This window comes from Bacteroides clarus YIT 12056 (genome assembly GCF_900129655.1).
Taxonomy (GTDB): Bacteria; Bacteroidota; Bacteroidia; order Bacteroidales; family Bacteroidaceae; genus Bacteroides; species Bacteroides clarus.
The window spans coordinates 343067-365613 of record NZ_FQWK01000001.1; the positions used below are offsets into that span (position 1 = coordinate 343067).

Genomic DNA, 22547 nt, shown 5'->3' on the forward strand with positions numbered 1-22547 from the left:
CATCAAATACATTTTGACGCAACTCCATTTACGGGTGCCGCTTTACCATTTTATCTCTTCCTCTCCGTGCGCTTTCAAATATTCATTGGCTTTGCTGAAATGCTTGTTTCCAAAAAAGCCGTTGTATGCGGAAAGGGGAGAAGGGTGTGCGGATGTCAATACCAGGTGCTTGTTGCGATCTATAAAGGCGCCTTTTCGTTGCGCATAAGCTCCCCATAATATGAAGACCAAATGTTCACGTTCCTCGGCAAGGATGCGGATGGCGGCATCCGTAAATGTTTCCCAGCCGTGGTTTTGATGGGAGCCGGCCTGATGGGCACGTACTGTGAGGGTGGCATTGAGCAATAATACGCCTTGTTCCGCCCAGCGGGTCAGGTTACCGGTGGGTGGCGCGTCCGTTCCGATATCTTCTTTGATTTCTTTGAAGATGTTGACTAAAGAAGGCGGAAAGGGTACGCCGTCATTTACGGAGAAACACAATCCGTGGGCTTGTCCGGGACCGTGATATGGGTCTTGGCCGATAATCACAACTTTTACTTTATCGAAAGGACATAAGTTGAAAGCGTTGAATATCAATTTTCCCGGTGGATATATGGCATATTTACCATATTCCTCACGAACGAAGTTCGTTAATGTATAAAAGTAATCTTTGTCAAATTCAGGCTGCAAATGGGCTTTCCAGCTATCTTCGATTTGAACGTTCATAATAGGAAGTGTTAGTGGTTTACGATGCTAAGATACAAATATTTCACCATAGTATACAAAGAGTCCCGCAGAGTTTTTGCTTTTTCCTTTGAGACTCTGCGGGACTTTATATCGTTTACAGGCTATATTCAGATTAGATGTATGTTGTGCGCCTTGCATTCCGCGCGCATGTCTTCAGGCCAGATGCTGGCTTGTATCTCTCCGATATGCGCTTTGCGCAAGTAGAACATACACAGCCGGGACTGGCCGATACCGCCGCCGATAGACAGGGGCAGAGCGTCTCCCATCAGGCGTTTGTGGAAGTAGAGTTCCAAACGTTTTTCTTCACCTTCCTGTTTGAGCTGACGCTGGAGGGCTTCTTTGTCTACGCGGATACCCATTGAGGATAATTCCACACTGCGCTGAAGCACATCGTCCCATAGCAGTAAGTCGCCGTTTAGGCCGGGCAGGCCGTTCAAGCCGGGAGTTGTGTAGTCATCATAGTCCGGGGCGCGTCCGTCGTGTTTTTTACCGTCGCTCAGTTTGCAACCGATACCGATGATGAATACGGCTCCGAACTTCTTGGCGATGGCATGCTCCCGGCATTTCGGTTCTAGATTGGGATACATCTGCCGGAGTTCTTCCGCATGGATAAAGTGCAGTTTCTGTGGCAGGCAAGGCTTGATTTGCGGATACATTTCGTATACCATGTACTCTGTACGAACCATCGCCGCATAAATACGGGTGACTATCTCTTTCAGAAAGTCTATATTACGGTCTTGTTCGGTGATAACACGCTCCCAATCCCATTGGTCTACATATAAAGAATGTAAGTTGCCTAATTCTTCGTCCGCGCGGATGGCGTTCATATCGGTATAGATTCCGTATCCCGGCTCTATATGGTATTCGGCAAGTGTCAGACGTTTCCACTTGGCAAGCGAATGTACCACTTCTGCTTGCGCATCGCCTAAATCCTTGATGGGAAAAGATACCGCCCGTTCCACACCGTTTAAATCATCGTTGATACCCATGCCTTTCAATACAAAAAGAGGGGCGGTGACACGACGCAGGCGAAGCTCGGAAGAAAGGTTCAACTGGAAGAATTCTTTAATCTGTTTAATACCTAATTCCGTTTGTTTTAAGTCCAATAAAGGTTTATATCCTTCGGGTTTTATCAGGTAGCTCATAGGTTTAATCTCTATAACTTCTATTAATTTGTTCGGCAAAGATAGGAATAATATTGATACTTGCTTCTATTTTGAGTGAAAAAATAACAAAATGTATGTGTATGTTGCTTTGCTGCTCTCAAAATAATATCGAGAGCATTCTGTGTGAAACAGATAGAAAAAACGCGTGAAGATTAGGAATATGCGGAGATTTTTTCTACTTTTGCATCCGAATTAAGGCTCCGTAGCTTAGTGAATAGAGCGTCAGATTCCGGTTCTGAAGGTCGTGCGTTTGAATCGCACCGGGGTCACTAAATAAAAAACTCCGTAATTATATACAATTATAACCTAAACAAATTAGGCGTATAATTAGTTATTTTAATAAAGATAACTGATAGATGAGATTTTCTGCTTATTTTTGCAAATAAAATTCGAATATATGGCAGAGAATGATAAGTCAGAGGTAAGCTCAAAGGTTAGTTCCGACCCTAAAGAGAATACACGAAGTTGGATTGCAATGATATATGTTTGTGCATTCTTCGGAGTTATTCTAATCGTTTTTGCGGTAGGGGTATATAAATGCTTTAAGGTTGATGAGTTTAAGGATATGCTCGTGACCGTTTCGGGTGTTTTATCTGGACCTCTTGGTTTTATTGTCGGTTACTATTTTAAGGCATCAAAAGAATGAGTACATTTTTAGTCACATATACATTAGATGATTCAACAGAATCTTATAATAAAATAAGCTCTCGGTTGAAGCGTTATCCAAATTGGGCAAAGTTGTTCGCCCGTGTGTGGATGATAAAAACATCACATTCTTCCAAAAAGGTTAGGGATGAATTGTCTGACGCGATTGAAGGGAAGGGGAAAATAGTTGTGATAAACATAACAGATTCTGCTTGGGCTACATATAAAATTCAAGGTAACATACTTGATTGGATGAAGGAGAATATTTGAGGGCTTACTTTTATAGTAGGCTCTTTTTCTTTTAACCAAAGTCTGTATTTAGGTTTATGGATTCAATTCTTACACCAAATTGCGCTCATTAGGAGATTCAGAAACCTTTATACTACTTTGGTTTATTAGTTATTGCTATAAAAATAACTAAGATATTGTTATTCAGATATTTGGAATTTTCATTGATTTTTCGTAACTTCAAATAAAAATCGGTGAAAAATGAGTGCAAATTACAATCTTTTCTACTTTTTCAAACAGTTTCCCGATGAAGAAGCATGTAGGGAATACTTTGAGAAACGCAGATGGGGAAATACTCCAGTCTGCCCGCATTGTGGCAATGCGCAAAAAGTGTACCGTTATAAAAACAGGAGAACTTTCAAGTGTGCGCATTGTAAAAGACAGTTTTCGGTGAGAACGGGAACTATTTATGAAAATTCAAACATTCCGTTACAGAAATGGTTTCTTACCTACTATTTAATAGCATTATCAAAGAAAGGTATCAGTTCTATTGAATTAGCTAAAATAATCGGAACTACGCAGAAAAGCGCATATTACCTATTACAAAAAGTGCGATATATGTTTGAGCATCGTAGTTCTGAGAATCAACTTCGGGGTACAGTTGAAGTTGATGAAACGTACATAGGAGGACGCAAACGTGGTAAGCGTGGTCGTGGTTCTGAGAACAAGACTCCAGTATTTGGAGTTGTACAACGTGGGGGGCGTTTATCTATAATGCCAGTAGAGAATACTAAACGTAAAACATTAGAACCAATCATTTATAAACGAATAAAAAGCGGTTCCCATATTATGAGCGATGAGTGGTGGGCTTATACCAAATTGGATAAGAACTATAAGCATAGTGTGGTGAAACATAAAAGTAAGGAATATGTTAGAGGGAATGTTTACACAAATACGATTGAAGGTGCATGGTCACATTTAAAGCGTTTAATAATGGGAACTTACCATAGACCAAGCAAAAAACATCTTTCTAAATATTGTGCAGAATTTCAGTTTAATTATAATACCCGAAATGATTCATTGAAAGCAAAGTTTAATAAAATCATAGATAAAAACCAAATTCGTGTTAGTTATAGAAAAATAACTGACATATAAAACCTATCAATTTATGGAAACAGTTTCAGTAAAACTTGTGATGTTTAAATCAGACAAAGAGAATTTTTTTCTTAGCTACTGTGCGGCAACCCATGATTTTGCGTCAAAAGGAAAAACAGTGGAAGCAACTATCGCATCTGCTAAAGTATGGTTAATTCAATTATTGGAAAACCGTCTTGCATATAAAAATTTGCAAGATTACGGTTGGGAAGTATCTGAAAATTCAGCAAAACCACCTATCTTTGCGGATGAAGAACTTGTGTGTCTGACTGAAAAGATACACAGCACGAAAATTAAAGAACCAATAATCGTAACAATAAATGTCGAACTCCCAAAAGCACAAAAGACTCTCTGATAGACTTCCAGACAGTTACCCCACCGAGATTTTTATTGATTTTATATTGACGCAAGGGTATACGGTTGTGGAAGATGCTCCAACGTACACCATAGTGAAAAATGAAAAAACAGGGTTTACTGAAAAAATACACGAGAGCGAAAGAGACTTGTCATTATTTCAAATAGAAACAGTCTTGTCTGACATGAAAATCCCTATAAAAGCGTTCAAGGAATTTCTCCATGAAATGGAATTAAAAACAAAGGAAAGTATCGACTTTTTCATAGACCACTCATTTGTAAAGTTTAAAAAATAAAAATACGGAACTTTAGTCCCGTATTCATTACTTTTTATCTTAACAATATCCTCACTGATTGTTCTCCCCAAAAGCTACCAATTAAGTGCAAATAGTATTCGCTTTTTTGCGGAACTTCAAAAATGAGCACACCTTTCGTTGTGATATTAGGTTGACAGTCTTTTAGGAAGAGTGTCTTTCTGCCGGACATTTCCAATGCTGTGGCTGCATCTGTGGAAAATTCATATTTAATTCCTTTTTTATCAGTAACAGCGAAAAAAGAACCATCTAATGTTCGAGTTTCTTCGCTGACATTTTTAATTGATAAGTTGACAAGCATATAAATTCCATCGGCTGTTTCTTCCAGAATTTCATCCCCTACGCTTTTGCGGAATGAAATGTTTTGTACAGTATAGATGAAATGTCCTACTTTTATAGGCTTTCCTATCGAAGATTCTATTTCTTTTGCTGATTTTGTAATTTGTTGTGACCGCATGTATTCTTCATCTTTTGCTGCGGCATCTGCCATTTCTGCGGCAACAATAGCATATTGTTCGTCTATCTCATCTATGGAGTCAGATTTTGGTGTAGTCATACTAATAACAGCACATGCCCAAAAGAAACATCCGACTGATGCAGAGAGATAAATTAATGCGGCTTTTCCACGAGTTTGACATTTAACGGTTTTAGGACTAAACATTCCAACAGTAAAAGCAATAAATGTCATAAATGAACCGAATAACAAGAGTAAAATCACAAAATTTGCCATGTCATGAATTTTTAGGTGAATAATAGTTTTGTATTTATAGCACCTATTGTTTCAAACACGCAAAAGGCGTGAGGTTACTCCTTTGACTAAGAGGTACGACCAAGCACCCACCAACCATACCAAGAGTAATGCCCACGCCAAAACGTAGGCACTAACTAATGTTTTTAAGGTTGGTTTTGAAATTTGGTCGTTTTCTTAGTCCTCAAAACAATAGCTAATGCTATCAATATTTTTATCGAAACAAATGTAGTTACTTTATATAAAATAACCAAACAATCAGCCTATTTGGTTCTTAAAATCTAATTTTTTATATTTGGTGTGAATTGTATGTAATCACGAAAAACTCCCTTTGCAGCCATGTGCAAAGGGAGTTTTCTATTATTATAAGTCTTAGTTTAGAAATAGAATGTCATGTTTAAGGCACCGCCAAGGCTTTCTGTTCCGATGTGGAAACCTCTGTCGCCCGGGCTGCTTAAATCGGTTCTTTCTTCGATTTTACCGAGTGTGGTGTTATATCCTTCTGTTTTTTGGTAGGACTGGGACCCGAACATATAATATGCTGTTACGTTAACCTCGGCGCCTAAAGAGATTTTAGGAGCAACGAACCATTCTACGCCGACACTTCCGGTAAGTCCCGTGTAGAAAGTACCGTTATCTTTTGTTTCCAGGGGGCGGTATCCGTTTGAGTATATACCATTGCCGCTGAATTCAGGAGAAATACTCGGTTGTTGGTTGACGGTAGTCATTTCATTGGCCCATTCGTAAGTGTATTTCTGTGTCTGAAAGGCGAAAAGGACACCTGCTCCAAACACGCCCTGTACTCTCTTCGAACCTTTGCGGTATTCCATTCCCAGGTTGAGGCTCATGCCGTTGTTGCTAACACGGCAGGCATCGATAATTTTATCTTCACTCAGAGGATTGTCCAAAAGAGCCTTGTCATCTTGCACATAACCTCTGTATTTGTCGGCTCCGAACATGAAACCTACGTTGGCGCGCAGTGCGATGTTGTCTGTCAACATGTATTTGGCCAAAATAGAAACATCCGGTATTAAATTGAAGTCACTGTTGTCTTTTGTAAAAGACGAACCACCACCGAATGTATCGTTGTTATTACCACCGATGTGCTTCAGCAAAGGGATTACATTGACGCCGATGGCCCAATCTCCTGCTTCCGGAAGATACTGCTTGGCAGCCTTCTCCTGCGCATTTGCTCCCATTAATGGCAGCAAACAGATTATAAAGACGGATAATATCTTTTTCATGCGTTTATTATTTATTCTGCATTAATAGTTGAAGACGGTTTTATCTAATTCCTCATGGTTATATGTTGCCTTTCCTGCGGCGATAATATCATTAGGCTTTATGTCGCTTAATATTATTTCCGGTGAGCTATATACGGCATCTTTGGCGATAACAGAATTTTGGGTAGTGCCGCTACCGCTGTTAGAGTTGATTTTATAATACGGCGCCTCAAATGATTTGGCCTTAATAGTAACCGTAACTCCATTTTCAACGGCGGGAATTTCGATTTCGTATTTACCTTGGGCATCCGTTGTTGTTTCAAGAGTGGTATATCCTCCGTAACTGGAACTGTTGTTGTTAAAAGAAGAGTTATTTATCATTACATAAACAGTCGTGTTCATCACGGGCTTTTCGGTATTTACCGCAGTACTGCTTGATGAGGTTTTGTTATCATCATAAACGAAGCTTCCTTTGATGATAGCTTTCCCTTGGATATTGTCAATAGACAATGAAGTTTGATCTTCTGAGCAAGATGAAAACCCTAATGCTACGATAGCACAGGCGATTAAAGTTTTAATTCTAGTTAGTTTGTCCATAATTTTAAATGTTAGTAATTAATAAATATTGACGGCGCAAATTTATTATTGTTTTATCTAACATCCAAATGAAAACTAAAATATTTTAATATTAATATCTTTTGTGTAAAATTAAATATCTGTTTTTCTGTATTTTAGGTCTATAAAGACTTTATCAACTTTAAGTAAAGCCGATGTAAAAAGTAAATAATATTTATGATTATTCTTGTGACGCGAGCTCTTTCCGCACTATTTCCCAATCATCACAGAAAGCCTGCATGGAAGGAAACAATAAATCGGCTCCGGCATCCAATAGCACTTGCCCGTCCAATGGGCCGGTATTGACGGCAACCGTAAATATACCCGCTGCTACTCCGGCCTGTACACCGATAGGGGCATTCTCAATGACAATGGCTTCGTTGGCTTTTACGCCTGCTTTTTCCAATCCCATAAGATAAGGTTCGGGGTTGGGCTTACCGTATTTCACATCAAAAGCGGTTACCATACGTTCGCGCCGGAACATACCGGGAAAGTTATGGGACAACCGGTTTAACAGAGAGTGCTGGCCGGAACCGGTTACCAATACGGGAGTCAATCCTTCCGCTTTTATTTTTTGCAGCACCTCCCAGGAACCGGGCATACGTTCAGGGTCGGGGTGTTTGTTGAATTCTTCGCTTTTCTCGGCATAGATACTTTCTATCATGTCAGGAGTAGCGTCTTTGCCGTACTGCCGCTGATATACAAGATTTATTGTGGCGGCTCCGGTACGTCCTTCATGCATATAAGCTTCCTCTCTGCTCAGGTGCAGACCATGGCGTTCCATCACCTTATGCCAGGCATCCGCATGATAGGGCATGGAATTGAATAATACACCGTCCATATCAAAAAGGACGGCTTTCAGCCGGATATCAGCGTATCCGTGTTTTTTCAAATAGCGGGTAATTGATTCTTTGAACACTTGGTAAATTGAGAATTAAGAATTGAGAATTGAGAAATGGGGGGTGGGTAAATCAAGAGTTGAGAATAAAGAAACAGCTTCTTGACATTGCGCATGATTATTTGTGCGCAGCTATTTCTCAATTCTCAACTCCCGATTTTCAATTTATTACAGTCTTGCCTGAATTGCTTTGGATTCTTCTTCGTAGCCCGGCTTGTTTAATAAGGCGAACATATTCTTCTTGTAGGCTTCCACACCCGGTTGGTTGAATGGATTGACGCCCAGGAGATAACCGCTGATACCGCATGCTTTTTCAAAGAAATACAGCAATCCGCCGATACTTTCCTCATTCAGTACGGGGATAACGATGCGCATATTGGGTACGCCACCGTCTACGTGAGCCAGCTGCGTGCCGAGTTCTGCCATCTTGTTCACTTCGTCTACGTGCTTGCCGGCGAGGAAGTTCAGGCCGTCGAGGTTGGCTTCGTCCGAAGGAACTTGCAGGGAGTACTGGGTCTTTTCTACTGAGATGACGGTCTCGTAAATGGTACGTTCGCCTTCCTGAATCCATTGTCCCATGGAGTGCAGGTCGGTAGAGAAATCTACGGATGCCGGGAAGATACCCTTGTTCTCTTTACCTTCGGATTCACCGTAGAGTTGTTTCCACCATTCGCTCACGTAGTGCAGCTTGGGGTTGAAGTTTACGAGGATTTCAATCTTCTTGCCGTTTTTGTAAAGCTCATTGCGGGTAGCCGCATAGATGGCTGCCGGGTTCTCCGCGAACGGAACATCCTTTCCGCAAGTCTTTTCCATGGCTGCTGCGCCGGCTACCAGCTTCTCGATGTCAAATCCTGCTACTGCGATGGGCAACAAACCTACCGGAGTGAGTACGGAGAAACGACCGCCTACGTTATCGGGAATAATGAAAGATTTGTAGCCTTCATTGTCTGCGGTGACACGTGCGGCACCCTTCTTGGCGTCTGTAACGGCAACAATCACTTTTTTTGCCATATCCTTGCCGCGTTGGTCTTCGCATTGCTTTTTCAGCAGGCGGAAAGCCAAAGCCGTTTCGGTAGTAGTTCCTGATTTGGAAATATTGATGACACCGAATTTCTTATCTTTCAGATATTCGGTAAGTTCGTACAGATAATCTTCACCGATGTTGTGTCCTGCATACAGAATAACCGGGCCGGACTTCTTGTCTTGCAACCATGTGAAACTGTTTGACAAAGCCTCGATAACGGCGCGTGCACCGAGGTAGCTTCCGCCAATTCCGGCAACAATCACTACTTCACAATTTTCACGCAATACTTGCGCGGTAGCTTTCAGGTCTGCCAAGTGCTCCTTTGTAATAGAAGAGGGAAGGTGCAGCCAGCCTAAAAAGTCATTACCTTTACCGGTACCGTTTTCCAATGCTTCTTGTGCAGCCTTAACTTGAGCTTCGTAGGCGAAAACGTTTTCTTTGGAAATGAATCCAAGAGTCTTTTCAATGTTCAAACTAATCATAATATTATAGGTTTTAAATTCTGTATTTCGTCCTTCCTGTTCCTTTTTCCGTATTACCGGAAAGAGTCAGTCAGTAACTTAATTTCAATCATCGGTGAGATACGTTCATACAAGATGTTGTACACAGCATCCAGTATCGGCATATTCACGTGGTAATGCTTGTTGATTTCCTTGATACATTTGGTTCCGTAATAACCTTCGGCTATCATTTCCATCTCTATCTGGGCGCTTTTTACGGAATATCCCTTGCCTATCATCGTACCGAACGTACGGTTACGGCTGAAGTTGGAGTATCCCGTCACCAACATGTCACCCAGATAAACGGAATCACTGATGTTTCTGTTCAGCGGATGTACGGTTTGCAGGAAGCGGTCCATCTCCTGGATGGCGTTGGACATGAGTACCGCCTGGAAATTGTCGCCATACTTCAAGCCGCTGCAAATCCCTGCGGCAATGGCATATACGTTTTTGAGCACGGAACCGTATTCGATGCCGGCCACGTCGTTGCTGACGGAAGTCTTGATGAATGAACTGGCCAGGCGACGGGAAAACTTGTCCGCCTTGTCTATATCGGGACAGGCTATCGTAAGATAAGAAAGCCGTTCGAGCGCAACCTCCTCCGCATGGCAGGGGCCTGCCAGTACGGCAATGTTCTCCGCCGGTACACCGTATTCTTTCGTGAAGTATTCCGATACAATCACGTTATCATCGGGTACGATGCCCTTGATGGCTGTAATAATGAATTTATCCTTGATTTTTGTCTTCAGCTTCTTCAAGTGAGCTTTCAGATAAGGAGAAGGAGTCACAAAGATAAGTGTATCCGATTCCTTGACTACATCGTTGATGTTTGAGTTGAAATTGATACGCTTGGTATCAAACTTGACGCCCGTCAGGTAGGCAGGGTTATGACCGAGACGCTTAAAATCGGCAATGCGGTCGTCACGCCGCATATACCAATTTATAGTATCTTCTTGCGCCAATACCATTTTAGCAATGGCAGTGGCCCAACTTCCTCCGCCCATAATGGCTATCTTACCGGGTAGTTTCATTTCTTAGATTTTCTCAACCCAACCTTCCACATCTTTCACGGTCGGATTCGCCAGTTCCAATTTATATTTCTTGTTGATGCCGCAAATGTCCATATGCAACTTTTGCGGGTTTACATCTTTCATGTCACTAACCAGGTTGTAGCCGGCCTTCTGGATGACCGCCACCCATTCTTCCGGAATGCCCAACTCCATAAATTTGGCCGGCGCGTCTTTCGGGGTAACCTTTTCGGGACGCATCTGCGGGAAGAATAATACCTCCTGAATGAATGCCTGTCCGGTCATCAGCATGGTCAGACGGTCGATGCCGATACCGATACCCGATGTGGGAGGCATGCCGTATTGCAGCGCTTTCAGGAAATCCTGGTCGATGAACATGGCCTCGTCGTCGCCCTTTTCACTCAGTTTCAACTGCTCTTTGAAGCGTTCTTCCTGGTCGATGGGGTCGTTCAGCTCACTGTATGCGTTGGCCAGCTCTTTGCCGTTTACCATCAGCTCGAAGCGTTCGGTCAGTCCCGGTTTGCTGCGGTGCATTTTGGTCAGCGGGCTCATTTCCACCGGATAGTCGGTGATGAAAGTAGGCTGTATGAATGTGCCTTCACAGAATTCGCCGAAGATTTCGTCTATCAGCTTGCCTTTGCCCATGGTGTCGTCAATCTCCATTTTCAGTTCGCGGCACACCTGACGGATTTCTTCCTCGCTCTTGCCGTTGAGGTCGTAACCGGTCTTTTCCTTGATGGCGTCCAGGATGGGCAGACGGCGGTAAGGAGCCTTGAAGCTGATGGTCTTTCCGTCGATGGTGGTTTCTGTGCCGCCGTTTACTGCGATACAGATGCGTTCGAGGAGTTTCTCGGTGAATCCCATCATCCAGTTGTAGTCCTTATATTGTACGTACAGCTCTACGCAGGTGAATTCCGGGTTGTGGTTTTTGTCCATACCCTCGTTGCGGAAGTTCTTTCCGATTTCGTATACACCCTCAAAACCGCCTACGATGAGTCTCTTCAGGTACAGCTCGGTGGCGATACGCAGGTAGAGATCCATGTCCAGTGAGTTGTGGTGAGTTGTGAAGGGACGTGCGCTTGCGCCGCCGGGGATGGATTGCAGAATCGGTGTTTCCACTTCCGTATAGCCGGCTTCGTCCAGTACGGCACGCATGGTCTTGATGATTGTGGCGCGCTTCAGGAATGTTTCTTTGACGCCGTCGTTCACGATGAGGTCTACGTAACGCTGGCGGTAACGCAGTTCCGGGTCGTCGAACGAGTCGTAAGCCACGCCGTCCTTATATTTTACGATAGGAAGCGGCTTGATGCTCTTGGCAAGAACGGTCAGCTTCTGGGCATGGATGCTGATTTCGCCCATTTGGGTGCGGAATACAAAGCCTTCGATGCCGATGAAGTCGCCTAAATCGAGCAAGCGTTTGAATACGGTATTATACATTTCCTTGTCTTCGCCCGGGCAGATGTCGTCGCGGGTGATATATACCTGGATACGGCCTTTAGAGTCCTGTAACTCGATGAAAGACGCTTTCCCCATAACACGGCGGCTCATGATGCGTCCGGCTACGGCTACGTGACGCGGTTCGGCGTCATCTTTAAATTCATTTTTGATATCGGTAGAGAAAGCGTTGGTTACATACTCTGCTGCGGGATAGGGTTCGATGCCCATCGCGCGAAGTTCATTCATGCTGTTGCGACGAATGATTTCTTGTTCACTTAGTTCTAATACGTTCATTTCGCTATAATTCACTCAATTTGGGGACAAAAATACGAAACATTTTTCAGATACCGAACCTTTAGGGGAATTTATTCACCGCAGAGGCCGTGTGCGCTGTGGCGGGCTGTTAAGTATTCATCAGGCAAAGTCTTGGGAAAAGATAGCTTCGGGTAGGGAAGAAGATAGTCCGGCTCCGCCGGAAAGCCTGCCTAAGGTAGGGAATGAACTTTATCTTCAGGCTGAAGATGTGTATCTCCAACCTAGAGATGGATATCCCCAGGTTGAAGATGTATATCTCTAACCTGGAGATGAAACTCAAAGCCGGGGTGAGCGCTCCTTCATCCCTGTCTCTGATGCTTTTCGGATAGGAGAGAGGGTGCCTTTTCCTTAAGACGAAGCGGGATACTTGCTCACCTGACGAATTTTGAGTACCTTTGCGCCCTCGAAAAACAGGTAAAAAGTATGGCAGGACAAAAAACACCCACAGCGTTGGGTACGGAGAATATCGGTAAATTATTGATGCAGTATGCCGTTCCGGCAATTATCGCCATGACGGCGTCTTCCTTATATAATATGGTGGACAGCATCTTCATCGGTCATGGTGTAGGTACAATGGCTATTTCGGGATTGGCGCTGACCTTCCCTCTGATGAACCTTGCGGCGGCTTTCGGTTCGCTGGTGGGCGTGGGAGCGGCTACGCTGATTTCCGTCAAATTGGGGCAGAAGGACTATGATACGGCTCAACGGGTGCTGGGTAACGTGTTTGTACTGAATATTCTGCTGGGGGTGGCTTTTACGGTGGTGGTAATGGCGTTCCTCGACCCTATTCTTTACTTTTTCGGCGGCAGCGACGAGACTGTGGGATATGCGCGCGACTACATGCAGATTATCCTTCTCGGAAACGCCATTACGCATCTTTATCTGGGACTGAACGCGGTGCTGCGCTCTTCGGGGCATCCGCAGAAGGCGATGTATGCCACTATCGCTACGGTGGTTATCAATACGATACTCGACCCGGTATTTATCTACGGCTTCGGCTGGGGTATTCGCGGGGCGGCTGTCGCTACGATTCTGGCGCAGGTTATATCGTTGATATGGCAGCTCAGGATATTCAGCGATAAAGATGAGCTGCTGCATTTCCATCGCGGTATTTTCCGCCTGAAGCGTAAGATTGTCTTTGATTCGTTGGCTATCGGTATGTCGCCGTTCCTGATGAATATGGCGGCCTGTTTCATCGTAATCCTTATCAACCAGGGGCTGAAAAAGTATGGCGGCGATTTGGCTATCGGCGCTTTCGGTATTGTCAACCGGCTGGTGTTTATCGTTGTGATGATTGTAATGGGATTGAACCAGGGAATGCAGCCCATTGCGGGTTATAATTTCGGAGCCGGACAATACGGCCGTGTCACCAAGACGCTGAAGCTGACGATAATCTATGCGACCGGGGTAACGACTTTCGGCTTTGTCGCGGGTATGCTGTTTTCCGATTTGGTAGTCAGCATCTTTACGTCGGATGCCGAACTGATTGCCCTCTCGGCAAAGGGATTGCGCATTGTAGTGATGTTTTTCCCCATCATCGGCTTTCAAATGGTGACGGCCAACTTTTTCCAGAGCATAGGAATGGCGAGTAAGGCAATATTTCTTTCCCTTACCCGCCAGATGGTGGTGTTACTGCCTTGCCTGATAATTCTGCCTCGCTTTTTCGGTGCGGCAGGCGTTTGGTACAGCATGCCGATTTCCGACTTGCTGGCCAGCCTGATAGCGGCGGCAATGCTGACGTGGCAGTTCCGTAAGTTTAAGGCACAGGCGCAAGGCGCCTGAGGAACCTGTCGTCCGGCTCATCAGTTTGGAAGCGGCACCATGGGTCTGCGTCCGTGATTCAGCTTCAGGCCTAATTGGTAGGACTCCGGACCATGAAGGTTCTTTATATCCATTTCACCGAGATTGACCAGGATACCGCGCGCCATGAGGCCGGCATCTTCGTTCGCTTTGCGCGGAAGCGTTTCGGCTTTGTCTTTCAGGTCTGCCAGATGAACGCGGATGGCGGGTTGCATGGCCTTATCCAGAGAGAGGCATTCTAACAGGGAATAACCGATTTTCCGGTCGGCTTCTTTTGCCGGATTGTTCAGGCGTTCGATGCCTTTGGCGGTTTCTCCCAGATAAGCGGCGGCATAGGCGGCTTCACAGGCTATGTAGGGATCTGCGTCATTCAGTAAGGCAAGCAGGGGTGCGGGGCAGGTTTTTAGCTCTCCTTTGGCTCCGAGTTGCGCCAGACCGACGGACGCCCAATAGCGCATTTCGGGATATTGGCTGGATAACGCTTTCTCGAACACGGGAGCATCGCCCGCATGGGCTGTACCTGCTAATTCTACAAGATTGTACAGTTCGTCCAAAGGATATTTCTCTTTGCGTACTTTATCATATAATACCACATTCTCGCGAGAGGTAGGCATGAAGAAGCCCAGGTCTTTGGTGGCGCGGATGTGGTCGGAGAGTGCTGTGCGCATCTTCACCAATACTTCTGCGTATTCGGGAGAGTCGGACAGGTTGTGCAATTCACCCGGGTCTTTCTCGAGGTCGAACAGCATTTCGGCGGGATGGGCGTTGAAGGTCTGCGCCCAGTCGGGGTTGGTGTTGTGTCCTCCCAAGACCAGTTTGTCCCATGCCTTATTGGACGGCATTCCCCATTGGTAGTAATTGCGCAGGGCGAACTGACGGTAAGGGATGTAGCTGCGGATGTATTTAAAACGTCCGTCGGTCGCGGCGCGTACCGGCATGAAGTGGTGCAGTTGGTTGGCCGCTAATGCGAATTGGATTTCACGCTTTTCATCGGATGCGTACTTCCCGAATAATGCCTTTCCCTGCATGTGCTTGGGCGGTTTTACGCCTGCAAGGCTGAGTACGGTAGGTCCTAAGTCTGTGAAGTTGACCAAAGAATATTCTTTTCCGGATGCTTTTTCTCCTGCCAGGTGTTGCCATTTGGGCGGGAAATAGGCTATCATAGGCACTTCCAAACCGCTTTCATACAAGTAGCCTTTGCCGCGTGGAACGCAACCGCCATGGTCACTGAAGAAGAAGATTATCGTGTTGTCATCCAATCCTTTTTCCTTTAAGTCTTTCAGGAAGAAACCCAGCCATGTGTCTACATCCTGTACGGCTTCCAGATGGCCGGCATAGTCGGAACGCACTTCGGGCAGGTCGGGCACGTAGGAGGGCAGGGTGAGCAGTTCGGGATAAATGCCTTCTGTGGTATAATCTCTTCGGCCGTCGGTGTGGAAAGTGCGGACGCGTCCCATGTGGGAGGTTACCGTGTTGTATACGGCAAAGAACGGCTGGTCTTTGCCGCGCTGCGGACTGTTGTAGGAGGCTTTCGTGGTACATTCGTCCCAGCAGCTTTTGTTATCCGTGGTGGAGTTGTAGTGTGTCTTGCTGTTGTTGGTGCAGTAATATCCGGCCTCACGCAGCCATTGCGGGAAGAAGATGTTTGCCGGAGTATCGTATGAAACAGGATGGACATCCATGCCGTAGGTCGAGGAGTAGCAACCCGTAATAAGCGACGAGCGTGCAGCAGAGCTTTGCGGAGCCACCGACCACGCGTTCATGAATTGTATGCCGTGAGCAGCCAGACTGTCCGCATTGGGGGTGTGTACATCCTTGTTGCCGTAACAACCGAACTCGTAAGCGCTGGTATCTTCGAAGGTGAGCCAAAGGATATTGGGCCTTTCGTTTTTTTTGTTGTCTGCTGCGTCCGCCTGGGCCGTATGCAACCCGCAGAAAGCAGTACACATTAATAGAGGTAAGTTTTTCATGCTATATCAGTTTTTATTAACAGTCGCTAAGGTAGGACATTCAAGGGGAATACACGCTTTTTTGTGTACAAAATGCTGTCAATATTGTTTCTATCGGCTAATTTTCGACAAATTTAGCGGGATTTGAACAATATTGCGGCTGGTTCTGGACAGATGTTGCGGGGTATTGGATAAAAGAATGGCCGAATATTAGCCGAAAGCTTTACTTTTGAAAAATAAATCTTAATGTTAATAGTATGAGAAATGTGTTCTTTGCAGCACTGCTTTATGTGCTGTCTTTATCCGGACAGGTACGTGCCGAAAATATCGTTTTTTCAGACAGTGATTTACGTAATGAAGCGGAAAATTTGTTGGTGGAGTGGGTGGATACTCTGCTGACTTATCAATGCGCGGAGCTGAATCCGGCGCTTGACGGAGGTATTCTGTGCCCTGCGTGTGCCCGTATTCACGGACGGATAGGTGACGCCGTGCTGCCTTTGATGTATCTGGCGGATAAGACCGGCAATGATAAATATTTGATTGCGGCCAAGCGTTTAATGGCCTGGATGGAAAATGTGCATCGTCCGGACGGCTCATGGATGAATGACGTGCACGTATCGGACTGGAGCGGTACAACCGTCTTTGCCGCTATCGCTTTGTATGAGGCGTTGCACTATCATGGACATTTGCTGGATGACTCTACCCGGAATCACTGGAAGCAACAATTATTGGAAGCCGGTGAATTCATGATGAAAAATCCTCAAATGTACAGCCGTCGTATGCAGGGAAAAATGAAACGTTTGAATAATGTGAATTATTCAGCTTCGGTTACTTATGCCCTGCAAGCCCTTGGTGGAATGTTTAACCGTCCTGATTTTCAGGAAGAAGCCCGGATAGTAGCCTCGGACTTGAAAAACTTCTTCACGGAGAATGATTGTTTCTTATATGGTGAAGGACCTAAGATTTGGAGCCCTACAAAAAACGGTTGCCTTCCTGTCGATTTGGGCTATAACATAGAAGAATCATTGCCTAATCTGGCCTATTATGCGCTTATGGCGGATAATCAGGAGTTGTTGGCTATCGTGGAACGTTCGATGAATACCCATCTGGAATTTATGCTACCCGACGGAGCGTGGGATAACAGCTGGGGTACGCGTAGCTTCAAGTGGACGTATTGGGGCGGACGTACGAGTGATGGTTTTATGGGGGGCTATTATGCATTGGCAGACCGCCATCCCGAATATCTGGAAGCTATCCGCCGTAACGTGCGATTGTTGAGAAAATCAACGGTTGACGGACTGCTTCATGCCGGTCGGGATTATCGCGCTTCGGGGATTCCGGCTTGTATTCATCACACCTTCGGACATGCGAAAGCTCTGACCGCGTTTCTGGAGTTGCCGCCTGTTAAAGCCACACCGAACAAAACGTTGCCGCGCGACGCGGAATATGGCGTGAAATTCTTCCGGGATATTCGTACATGGCTGGTTGCGGAAGGTCCGTGGAGAGCTACATTTACGGGTTATGATGCTGAATATAAAGTAAAAGGAACTCATCCTATGGGAGGAGCCGTCTCATTGTTATGGCATGCGCAAGCAGGTCCTGTATTCGCTGCTACAATGAATCAGTATACATTGATAGAAGCGCCTAATATGCAGAGTAATAGCCGGAAGTATCTAATGAGCGGAACTCCTCGGGTCGAAATGGTGCAATACGGAACAAATTACAGCAATCTCGATGACTTGGATACGGATATTACGTATACTAAAGAAAAAGATACGCATAATTTCCATGTTAATACGCATTTGGTAGATATTGACCAGCAAACTCCTATCCAAGGTTCGATACCGGTGAGTATGGACTATATTTATTCTAAACAGGGGGTAACCATAAAGATGGACCATTGTCCTTATTCCGCATATATGGTTTTGCCGGTAATCGCTTCACCTTCGGATGTTACCGAGGTTGGCTCTAAGAATATGCGTATCCGAAAAGAGAACGGGACCTTGGAAATCTCCTGTGTAAATGGTCATTTGAAGGTGGCTCCGACTGATGCGGACGGGCGTATATTTAATCCTGTACCGGGTTTTTCTTTTATTCCCCTGCAAGTATTCCCTGAAAGCCCAAGTAAAAAAATAATAGTTAAAATCATATATAATTAATATATTTTTGTTTCTTTGCCTTGTATTAATAATATAATATATGAAGATATTTCGACTTTTACTAATGCTATGTGGAATGTTATTTACCGGTATCGGGTTTGCCGATGAAATCGATGGAATGCGTTTCACGCATATAGGTTTGGAAGATGGACTGTCGCATAGTACAATATTTGGAATTAATCAGGATAAAGAAGGTAATTTATGGTTTGCCACCTATGACGGCCTTAATAAATACGACGGTTATAATTTTACGGTCTATCGTCATCAATACAAGAATCCCAAGAGTATAGCGAATGATATTACCCGTTGCGTTGTTATCGATGACGATAATCGTATCTGGATAGGAACACGGGACGGCTTGTCGCTTTATAACCGTCGTCAGAATGAGTTCTCTAATTTCTATTATAAGAAAAGGGGACAAAATGTGGCTGTCATGAATATTGTGCCTTTACAGAAGGACTGGCTGATGATTGGAACAGCGGAGGGTATCTTGCTTTTTGATGTGAAAGGCGGACATTTCATGAGTGATACTCTGTCTACCGCTTTGCATCTGCTGAAACCTTCTGCATTAGTCAGGCAGGGGGACTGTGTTTATATCGGTACAGAGAGTGGGGTATATACCTATTTTTTACGAGATGGATCGTTGAAAAAGTTAGTAGAGCTACCAATTAAGGCACGGATACATGGAATTTTATGCCAGATGTTTAATAGAATATGGATAGCGACCGAAGGAAGCGGTCTATATATGTATGATTTAAAGGCTAAAAAGTTAAAGAACTATTGTTACGAAGATAAAACATCTGGTTTGAGTTCCAATTATGTACGCTCACTTGCTTTAGATCAAGAAAATCGTTTATGGGTAGGGACTTATAGCGGATTGAATATATATAAAGAAGGACAAGACTGTTTCTCTTTAATAGAAAGCTCGATGTCTCAAATTGGAACTTTGTCTCAAAATTCCGTACGTTGTATATTCAGAGATTCACAAGGTGGTATGTGGCTGGGGACATATTGGGGCGGGTTGAACTATTATCATCCTTTATGTAATCGTTTTCAACAGATAAAACATATTCCCTTTTTTAATTCGCTTAGTGATAATGTTGTTAGTTGCATTGTGGAAGATAAAAGAAATAATTTATGGATTGGTACTAGTGATGGTGGTTTGAATTTTTATGATAATGCGACCGGATCTTATAGGAATTATTTATTTAATTCGGATACATCTGCAGGTGTTCCTTTTAAAGATATTAAAACTGTATATGTAGATGAATTGGCTGACAAAGTATATGTAGGTGCACATGCTGGTGGAATGATGGTGTTGCATCGTAGAACTGGAAAGAAAGAGTTTTATAATCAGCAAAATAGCGATTTACCAAGTAATAATATTTACTCCATTATATCAGATGAGAGTGACGGGCTTTGGATAGTTTCATTAGAGTGTTTTTTTTATTTTGATATTACTCGGAAAAAATCAATTATTATAAATAAAGATATAAAGGGAAATCCTATTCAAAAATATAACCGTTTATTGTTTCGAGATTCTAAAAGACGTATTTGGGTTGGTGGTGAAATGGGGCTTTCTGTATATAATCAATTGGATACATCTTTGTTGACTAATACTGATTTTCATATAACTTCAGTATTGCAACAGTCTTTTGTGAATTGTATCTATGAATCTTCATCCGGTTATATATGGGTTGGTACTCGCAATGGACTTTTTGTCTTACGAGAAGGAAATAAAGAGCCGCTGCAATATACAACAGATAACGGTTTGCCGAGTAATGTTATTTATGGGATTTTGGAGGATAGTTATGGACGCTTGTGGATAAGTACTAATCAAGGTCTGAGCTGTTTTAATCCGGATAGTCGAAAATTGCGTAACTTTACGATAGTTGATGGTTTGCAAAGCAACCAGTTTAATGCTGGAGCCTATTGTCGCGTCAGTAACGGACATATGTTATTTGGTGGAATAAATGGAATAACCTCATTCCGTCCAGAGACGTTAATAGACAATCCGTATACCCCTAAGCCTGTTATTAATAAGCTCTTTGTATTCAATAAGGAGGTTCTGCCAAATGATGAAACAGGAATCCTTAAAGAGAATATAGAAAGTGTAGATTCTATAACACTGAGATCTTTTCAAAACTCTTTTTCTATTTCATTTGTCGTTTCTAATTATATAGCAGGTAAACATAATACTTTTGCTTATAAATTAGAGGGGTATGACAAAGAGTGGTATAGACAAAGTGATATCAGCCCGGTATCATACTCTAATCTGCCTGCAGGAGATTACATATTTCTGTTAAAAGCCGCAAATAATGATGGCAAGTGGAGTAAAGAGATGGCGGCCCTTCACATTAAGGTACTTCCGGTTTGGTATTGTACTTGGTGGGCTCTTTCTGTTTTTGTTTTGTCTTTTGTTTTATTGATATTAGCTGTCTTTCGTTTTTTTTGGTTACGTAAAAGTATGCAAACAGAAATTCGTATGGAGAGATTAGATAAAGAAAGACGTGAGGAAATCAGTCAAATGAAAATTCGTTTTTATATTAATATCTCGCACGAACTTCGAACTCCGTTAACCTTAATTGTAGCCCCTTTACAAGAGCTTCTTAGCGGTGTTGCCGGACATTGGGAACGTGAAAAGCTGTTATATATTCAACGGAATACGAAAAGGTTACTACATTTAGTAAATCAATTAATGGATTATCGGCGGGCTGAATTGGGCATTTTTGAGTTAAAGCCCATATATGCCAATGCATACAAAAGGGTGTTAAGTAACTTTTTGAACTATGAGAGTTTGGCAAAACGGAAAGATATAGATTATAATTTCTATTCAGAATTACAAGATGATGAAGTATTGTTTGACGGTACTTATTTAGATTTAATTATTAACAACTTATTATCTAATGCTTTTAAATATACAGAAGAAGGTGAAAGTATTTCTGTTAAATTGTATAGAGAGAATAAGTATATTGTTTTGCAGGTTATAGATACAGGGGTAGGTATACCTGATGATAAACAGCAGAAGATATTTGAACGTTTTTATCAAATGGAGAATGGACATGAGGGAAGTGGTATTGGCCTATCTTTGGTTCAACGTTTGGTTGAATTGCATCATGGACAAATTACATTAGTAAGTGAAGTTGGAAAAGGGTCTACTTTTTCGATTTATATTCCTCAAGATAAATCGGCATATAGTACTGAAGAGTTATTGGGAGGTAGTAGAGAACCGGAAGAACAACGTGTTTATTCAACGAATGCGCATGATGTGTATGTGGATGATACGGAAATCGTAGAACTGGATTCTAGTGAGAGAGAAGAAAGTGGTAAACATGGAACGATTCTTATTGTAGAAGATAATGAGGAATTACGTCAATATTTGTCCAATGGTTTATCTGTCCAATTTAATTTAATAGAAGCGGAGAACGGACAGAAAGCATTAGAGCTGTTGAAAGACAATGATGTGGATCTAATTCTTTCGGATGTTATGATGCCTATAATGGATGGAGTCAAACTTTGTAAATTAATAAAGCAGAATTTGAGAACCTGTCATATTCCTGTGTACTTGTTATCTGCAAAAGTAGATATTAAATATCAATTAAAGGGATTGCAAGTAGGAGCAGACGATTATATTCCTAAGCCGTTTTCAATGGAGGTTCTGGTAGCTAAGATTTTAAATATGTTGCGTACTCGTTATCGTATTTTTGAACGCTATTCCAAAACGCTGGAGATAGAGCCGGAAAAGATTACGAATAATGTAATGGATGAAGAGGTCTTGAAAAAGGCTATTGCTATCGTTGAGAAAAATATGAGTAATGTAGAATTCTCTACGGAACAATTTGCCAGCGAGATGAATATGAGTCGGTCTAATCTTCATTTAAAATTGAAAGCAATAACTGGTAAATCTGCTATTGATTTTATTCATAGAATACGGTTTAATCGTGCTTGTCAATTACTTAAAGAAGGGAAGTATACGGTCTCTGAAATTAGTTTTATGGTGGGATATAATACACCTTCTTATTTTGCTGCCCGTTTTAAAAAGTATATTGGATGTCTTCCAACTGAATATGGCAAAAATAATTGACTTTGTTAATCACTGTGCAGAGCGTGTATAAAGTGTGTTTTGCACAAAAATATTACTTAATAGACAATATTGATATTTGATTTGTAAAAAAGTGTAGAAATACAAAACATTATTTTTAATCTTTTTTAGAATCATGTCGTATGTTTGCTTTTGAAGAATTTATTCTGATTGTTAAACCT

General features: G+C 43.0%; 17 protein-coding genes and 1 tRNA gene. 8 read left to right on the forward strand and 10 right to left on the reverse strand.

Annotated elements, in window-relative coordinates; translation table 11 throughout:
- Nucleotides 1–42: 42 nt before the first annotated feature.
- Both ung and asnA read right to left on the reverse strand, forming a co-directional pair.
- Complete coding sequence (ung, locus tag BUB52_RS01305; protein ID WP_009123097.1) at nt 43–705, reverse strand: uracil-DNA glycosylase; 663 nt, start codon at nt 703–705, stop codon at nt 43–45.
- A gap of 128 nt (nt 706–833) precedes the next feature.
- Nucleotides 834–1871, reverse strand: coding sequence for an aspartate--ammonia ligase (gene asnA / locus BUB52_RS01310; protein ID WP_022218330.1), 1038 nt, complete (start codon nt 1869–1871; stop codon nt 834–836).
- A 217-nt stretch (nt 1872–2088) separates the two neighbouring features.
- Between asnA and BUB52_RS01315 the strand changes: the two genes are divergently transcribed.
- From BUB52_RS01315 to BUB52_RS01335, 5 genes are all read left to right on the forward strand, one after another.
- Nucleotides 2089–2161: transfer RNA gene (locus tag BUB52_RS01315), tRNA-Arg, on the forward strand.
- Between the two features lie 128 nt (nt 2162–2289).
- Nucleotides 2290–2538, forward strand: a complete 249-nt coding sequence (locus tag BUB52_RS01320) for a hypothetical protein (RefSeq protein WP_009123099.1) — start codon at nt 2290–2292, stop codon at nt 2536–2538.
- Nucleotides 2535–2807 (forward strand): hypothetical protein, encoded by a 273-nt coding sequence (locus BUB52_RS01325; protein ID WP_009123100.1) that lies wholly within the window; start codon nt 2535–2537, stop codon nt 2805–2807. The genes BUB52_RS01320 and BUB52_RS01325 overlap by 4 nt, the downstream gene beginning before the upstream one ends.
- A gap of 219 nt (nt 2808–3026) precedes the next feature.
- Nucleotides 3027–3920 (forward strand): IS1595 family transposase, encoded by an 894-nt coding sequence (locus BUB52_RS01330; RefSeq protein WP_009123101.1) that lies wholly within the window; start codon nt 3027–3029, stop codon nt 3918–3920.
- A gap of 13 nt (nt 3921–3933) precedes the next feature.
- Entirely contained in the window at nt 3934–4275 is a 342-nt protein-coding gene (locus BUB52_RS01335; RefSeq protein WP_009123102.1) for a hypothetical protein, read from the forward strand.
- A 329-nt stretch (nt 4276–4604) separates the two neighbouring features.
- Here the strand turns inward: BUB52_RS01335 and BUB52_RS01345 are convergent, their stop codons facing one another.
- The 7 genes from BUB52_RS01345 to lysS all read right to left on the reverse strand — a co-directional run bounded on the left by BUB52_RS01345 (nt 4605) and on the right by lysS (nt 12355).
- On the reverse strand, nt 4605–5318 hold the full coding sequence (locus tag BUB52_RS01345) for a DUF4352 domain-containing protein (protein WP_009123104.1): 714 nt from the start codon (nt 5316–5318) through the stop codon (nt 4605–4607).
- Between the two features lie 395 nt (nt 5319–5713).
- Complete coding sequence (locus BUB52_RS01350) at nt 5714–6580, reverse strand: outer membrane beta-barrel protein (RefSeq protein ID WP_009123106.1); 867 nt, start codon at nt 6578–6580, stop codon at nt 5714–5716.
- Nucleotides 6581–6601: 21 nt separating this feature from the next.
- Complete coding sequence (locus BUB52_RS01355) at nt 6602–7156, reverse strand: hypothetical protein (protein ID WP_009123107.1); 555 nt, start codon at nt 7154–7156, stop codon at nt 6602–6604.
- A gap of 199 nt (nt 7157–7355) precedes the next feature.
- Nucleotides 7356–8093 (reverse strand): inorganic diphosphatase, encoded by a 738-nt coding sequence (locus tag BUB52_RS01360; protein ID WP_009123108.1) that lies wholly within the window; start codon nt 8091–8093, stop codon nt 7356–7358.
- Nucleotides 8094–8240: 147 nt separating this feature from the next.
- Nucleotides 8241–9578, reverse strand: coding sequence for a glucose-6-phosphate isomerase (locus tag BUB52_RS01365; RefSeq protein ID WP_009123109.1), 1338 nt, complete (start codon nt 9576–9578; stop codon nt 8241–8243).
- Between the two features lie 53 nt (nt 9579–9631).
- Nucleotides 9632–10627 carry an NAD(P)H-dependent glycerol-3-phosphate dehydrogenase gene (locus BUB52_RS01370; RefSeq protein ID WP_009123110.1) on the reverse strand — a complete coding sequence of 332 codons (996 nt, stop codon included), beginning with the start codon at nt 10625–10627 and terminating at the stop codon, nt 9632–9634.
- A gap of 3 nt (nt 10628–10630) precedes the next feature.
- Nucleotides 10631–12355, reverse strand: a complete 1725-nt coding sequence (gene lysS / locus BUB52_RS01375) for a lysine--tRNA ligase (RefSeq protein WP_009123111.1) — start codon at nt 12353–12355, stop codon at nt 10631–10633.
- A 444-nt stretch (nt 12356–12799) separates the two neighbouring features.
- On the opposite strand from lysS, the gene BUB52_RS01380 reads away from it, so the two are divergent.
- Nucleotides 12800–14158 carry an MATE family efflux transporter gene (locus tag BUB52_RS01380; protein WP_009123113.1) on the forward strand — a complete coding sequence of 453 codons (1359 nt, stop codon included), beginning with the start codon at nt 12800–12802 and terminating at the stop codon, nt 14156–14158.
- Between the two features lie 20 nt (nt 14159–14178).
- Here BUB52_RS01380 and BUB52_RS01385 read toward each other — a convergent pair whose 3' ends face one another.
- Complete coding sequence (locus BUB52_RS01385; RefSeq protein WP_009123114.1) at nt 14179–16146, reverse strand: sulfatase family protein; 1968 nt, start codon at nt 16144–16146, stop codon at nt 14179–14181.
- Nucleotides 16147–16382: 236 nt separating this feature from the next.
- Here BUB52_RS01385 and BUB52_RS01390 point away from each other — a divergent pair, with 236 nt between their 5' ends.
- Together BUB52_RS01390 and BUB52_RS01395 are read left to right on the forward strand one after the other, a co-directional pair.
- Nucleotides 16383–18284 carry an ulvan lysase-like protein gene (locus BUB52_RS01390; RefSeq protein ID WP_009123115.1) on the forward strand — a complete coding sequence of 634 codons (1902 nt, stop codon included), beginning with the start codon at nt 16383–16385 and terminating at the stop codon, nt 18282–18284.
- Between the two features lie 40 nt (nt 18285–18324).
- Nucleotides 18325–22368: a two-component regulator propeller domain-containing protein gene (locus BUB52_RS01395; protein WP_009123116.1), complete on the forward strand. Its 4044-nt coding sequence runs from the start codon at nt 18325–18327 to the stop codon at nt 22366–22368.
- Nucleotides 22369–22547: the final 179 nt, after the last annotated feature.

Excerpts from the sequence above, each read along its gene's own strand:
- BUB52_RS01380 (WP_009123113.1), top strand. The coding sequence starts at position 12,800 with ATGGCAGGACAAAAAACACCCACAGCGTTGGGTACGGAGAATATCGGT.
- BUB52_RS01355 (WP_009123107.1), bottom strand. The coding sequence starts at position 7,156 with ATGGACAAACTAACTAGAATTAAAACTTTAATCGCCTGTGCTATCGTA.
- BUB52_RS01395 (WP_009123116.1), top strand. The coding sequence starts at position 18,325 with ATGAAGATATTTCGACTTTTACTAATGCTATGTGGAATGTTATTTACC.
- BUB52_RS01325 (WP_009123100.1), top strand. The coding sequence starts at position 2,535 with ATGAGTACATTTTTAGTCACATATACATTAGATGATTCAACAGAATCT.
- BUB52_RS01320 (WP_009123099.1), top strand. The coding sequence starts at position 2,290 with ATGGCAGAGAATGATAAGTCAGAGGTAAGCTCAAAGGTTAGTTCCGAC.
- BUB52_RS01385 (WP_009123114.1), bottom strand. The coding sequence starts at position 16,146 with ATGAAAAACTTACCTCTATTAATGTGTACTGCTTTCTGCGGGTTGCAT.
- BUB52_RS01365 (WP_009123109.1), bottom strand. The coding sequence starts at position 9,578 with ATGATTAGTTTGAACATTGAAAAGACTCTTGGATTCATTTCCAAAGAA.
- BUB52_RS01335 (WP_009123102.1), top strand. The coding sequence starts at position 3,934 with ATGGAAACAGTTTCAGTAAAACTTGTGATGTTTAAATCAGACAAAGAG.
- BUB52_RS01370 (WP_009123110.1), bottom strand. The coding sequence starts at position 10,627 with ATGAAACTACCCGGTAAGATAGCCATTATGGGCGGAGGAAGTTGGGCC.
- ung (WP_009123097.1), bottom strand. The coding sequence starts at position 705 with ATGAACGTTCAAATCGAAGATAGCTGGAAAGCCCATTTGCAGCCTGAA.
- lysS (WP_009123111.1), bottom strand. The coding sequence starts at position 12,355 with ATGAACGTATTAGAACTAAGTGAACAAGAAATCATTCGTCGCAACAGC.
- asnA (WP_022218330.1), bottom strand. The coding sequence starts at position 1,871 with ATGAGCTACCTGATAAAACCCGAAGGATATAAACCTTTATTGGACTTA.
- BUB52_RS01390 (WP_009123115.1), top strand. The coding sequence starts at position 16,383 with ATGAGAAATGTGTTCTTTGCAGCACTGCTTTATGTGCTGTCTTTATCC.
- BUB52_RS01345 (WP_009123104.1), bottom strand. The coding sequence starts at position 5,318 with ATGGCAAATTTTGTGATTTTACTCTTGTTATTCGGTTCATTTATGACA.
- BUB52_RS01330 (WP_009123101.1), top strand. The coding sequence starts at position 3,027 with ATGAGTGCAAATTACAATCTTTTCTACTTTTTCAAACAGTTTCCCGAT.
- BUB52_RS01350 (WP_009123106.1), bottom strand. The coding sequence starts at position 6,580 with ATGAAAAAGATATTATCCGTCTTTATAATCTGTTTGCTGCCATTAATG.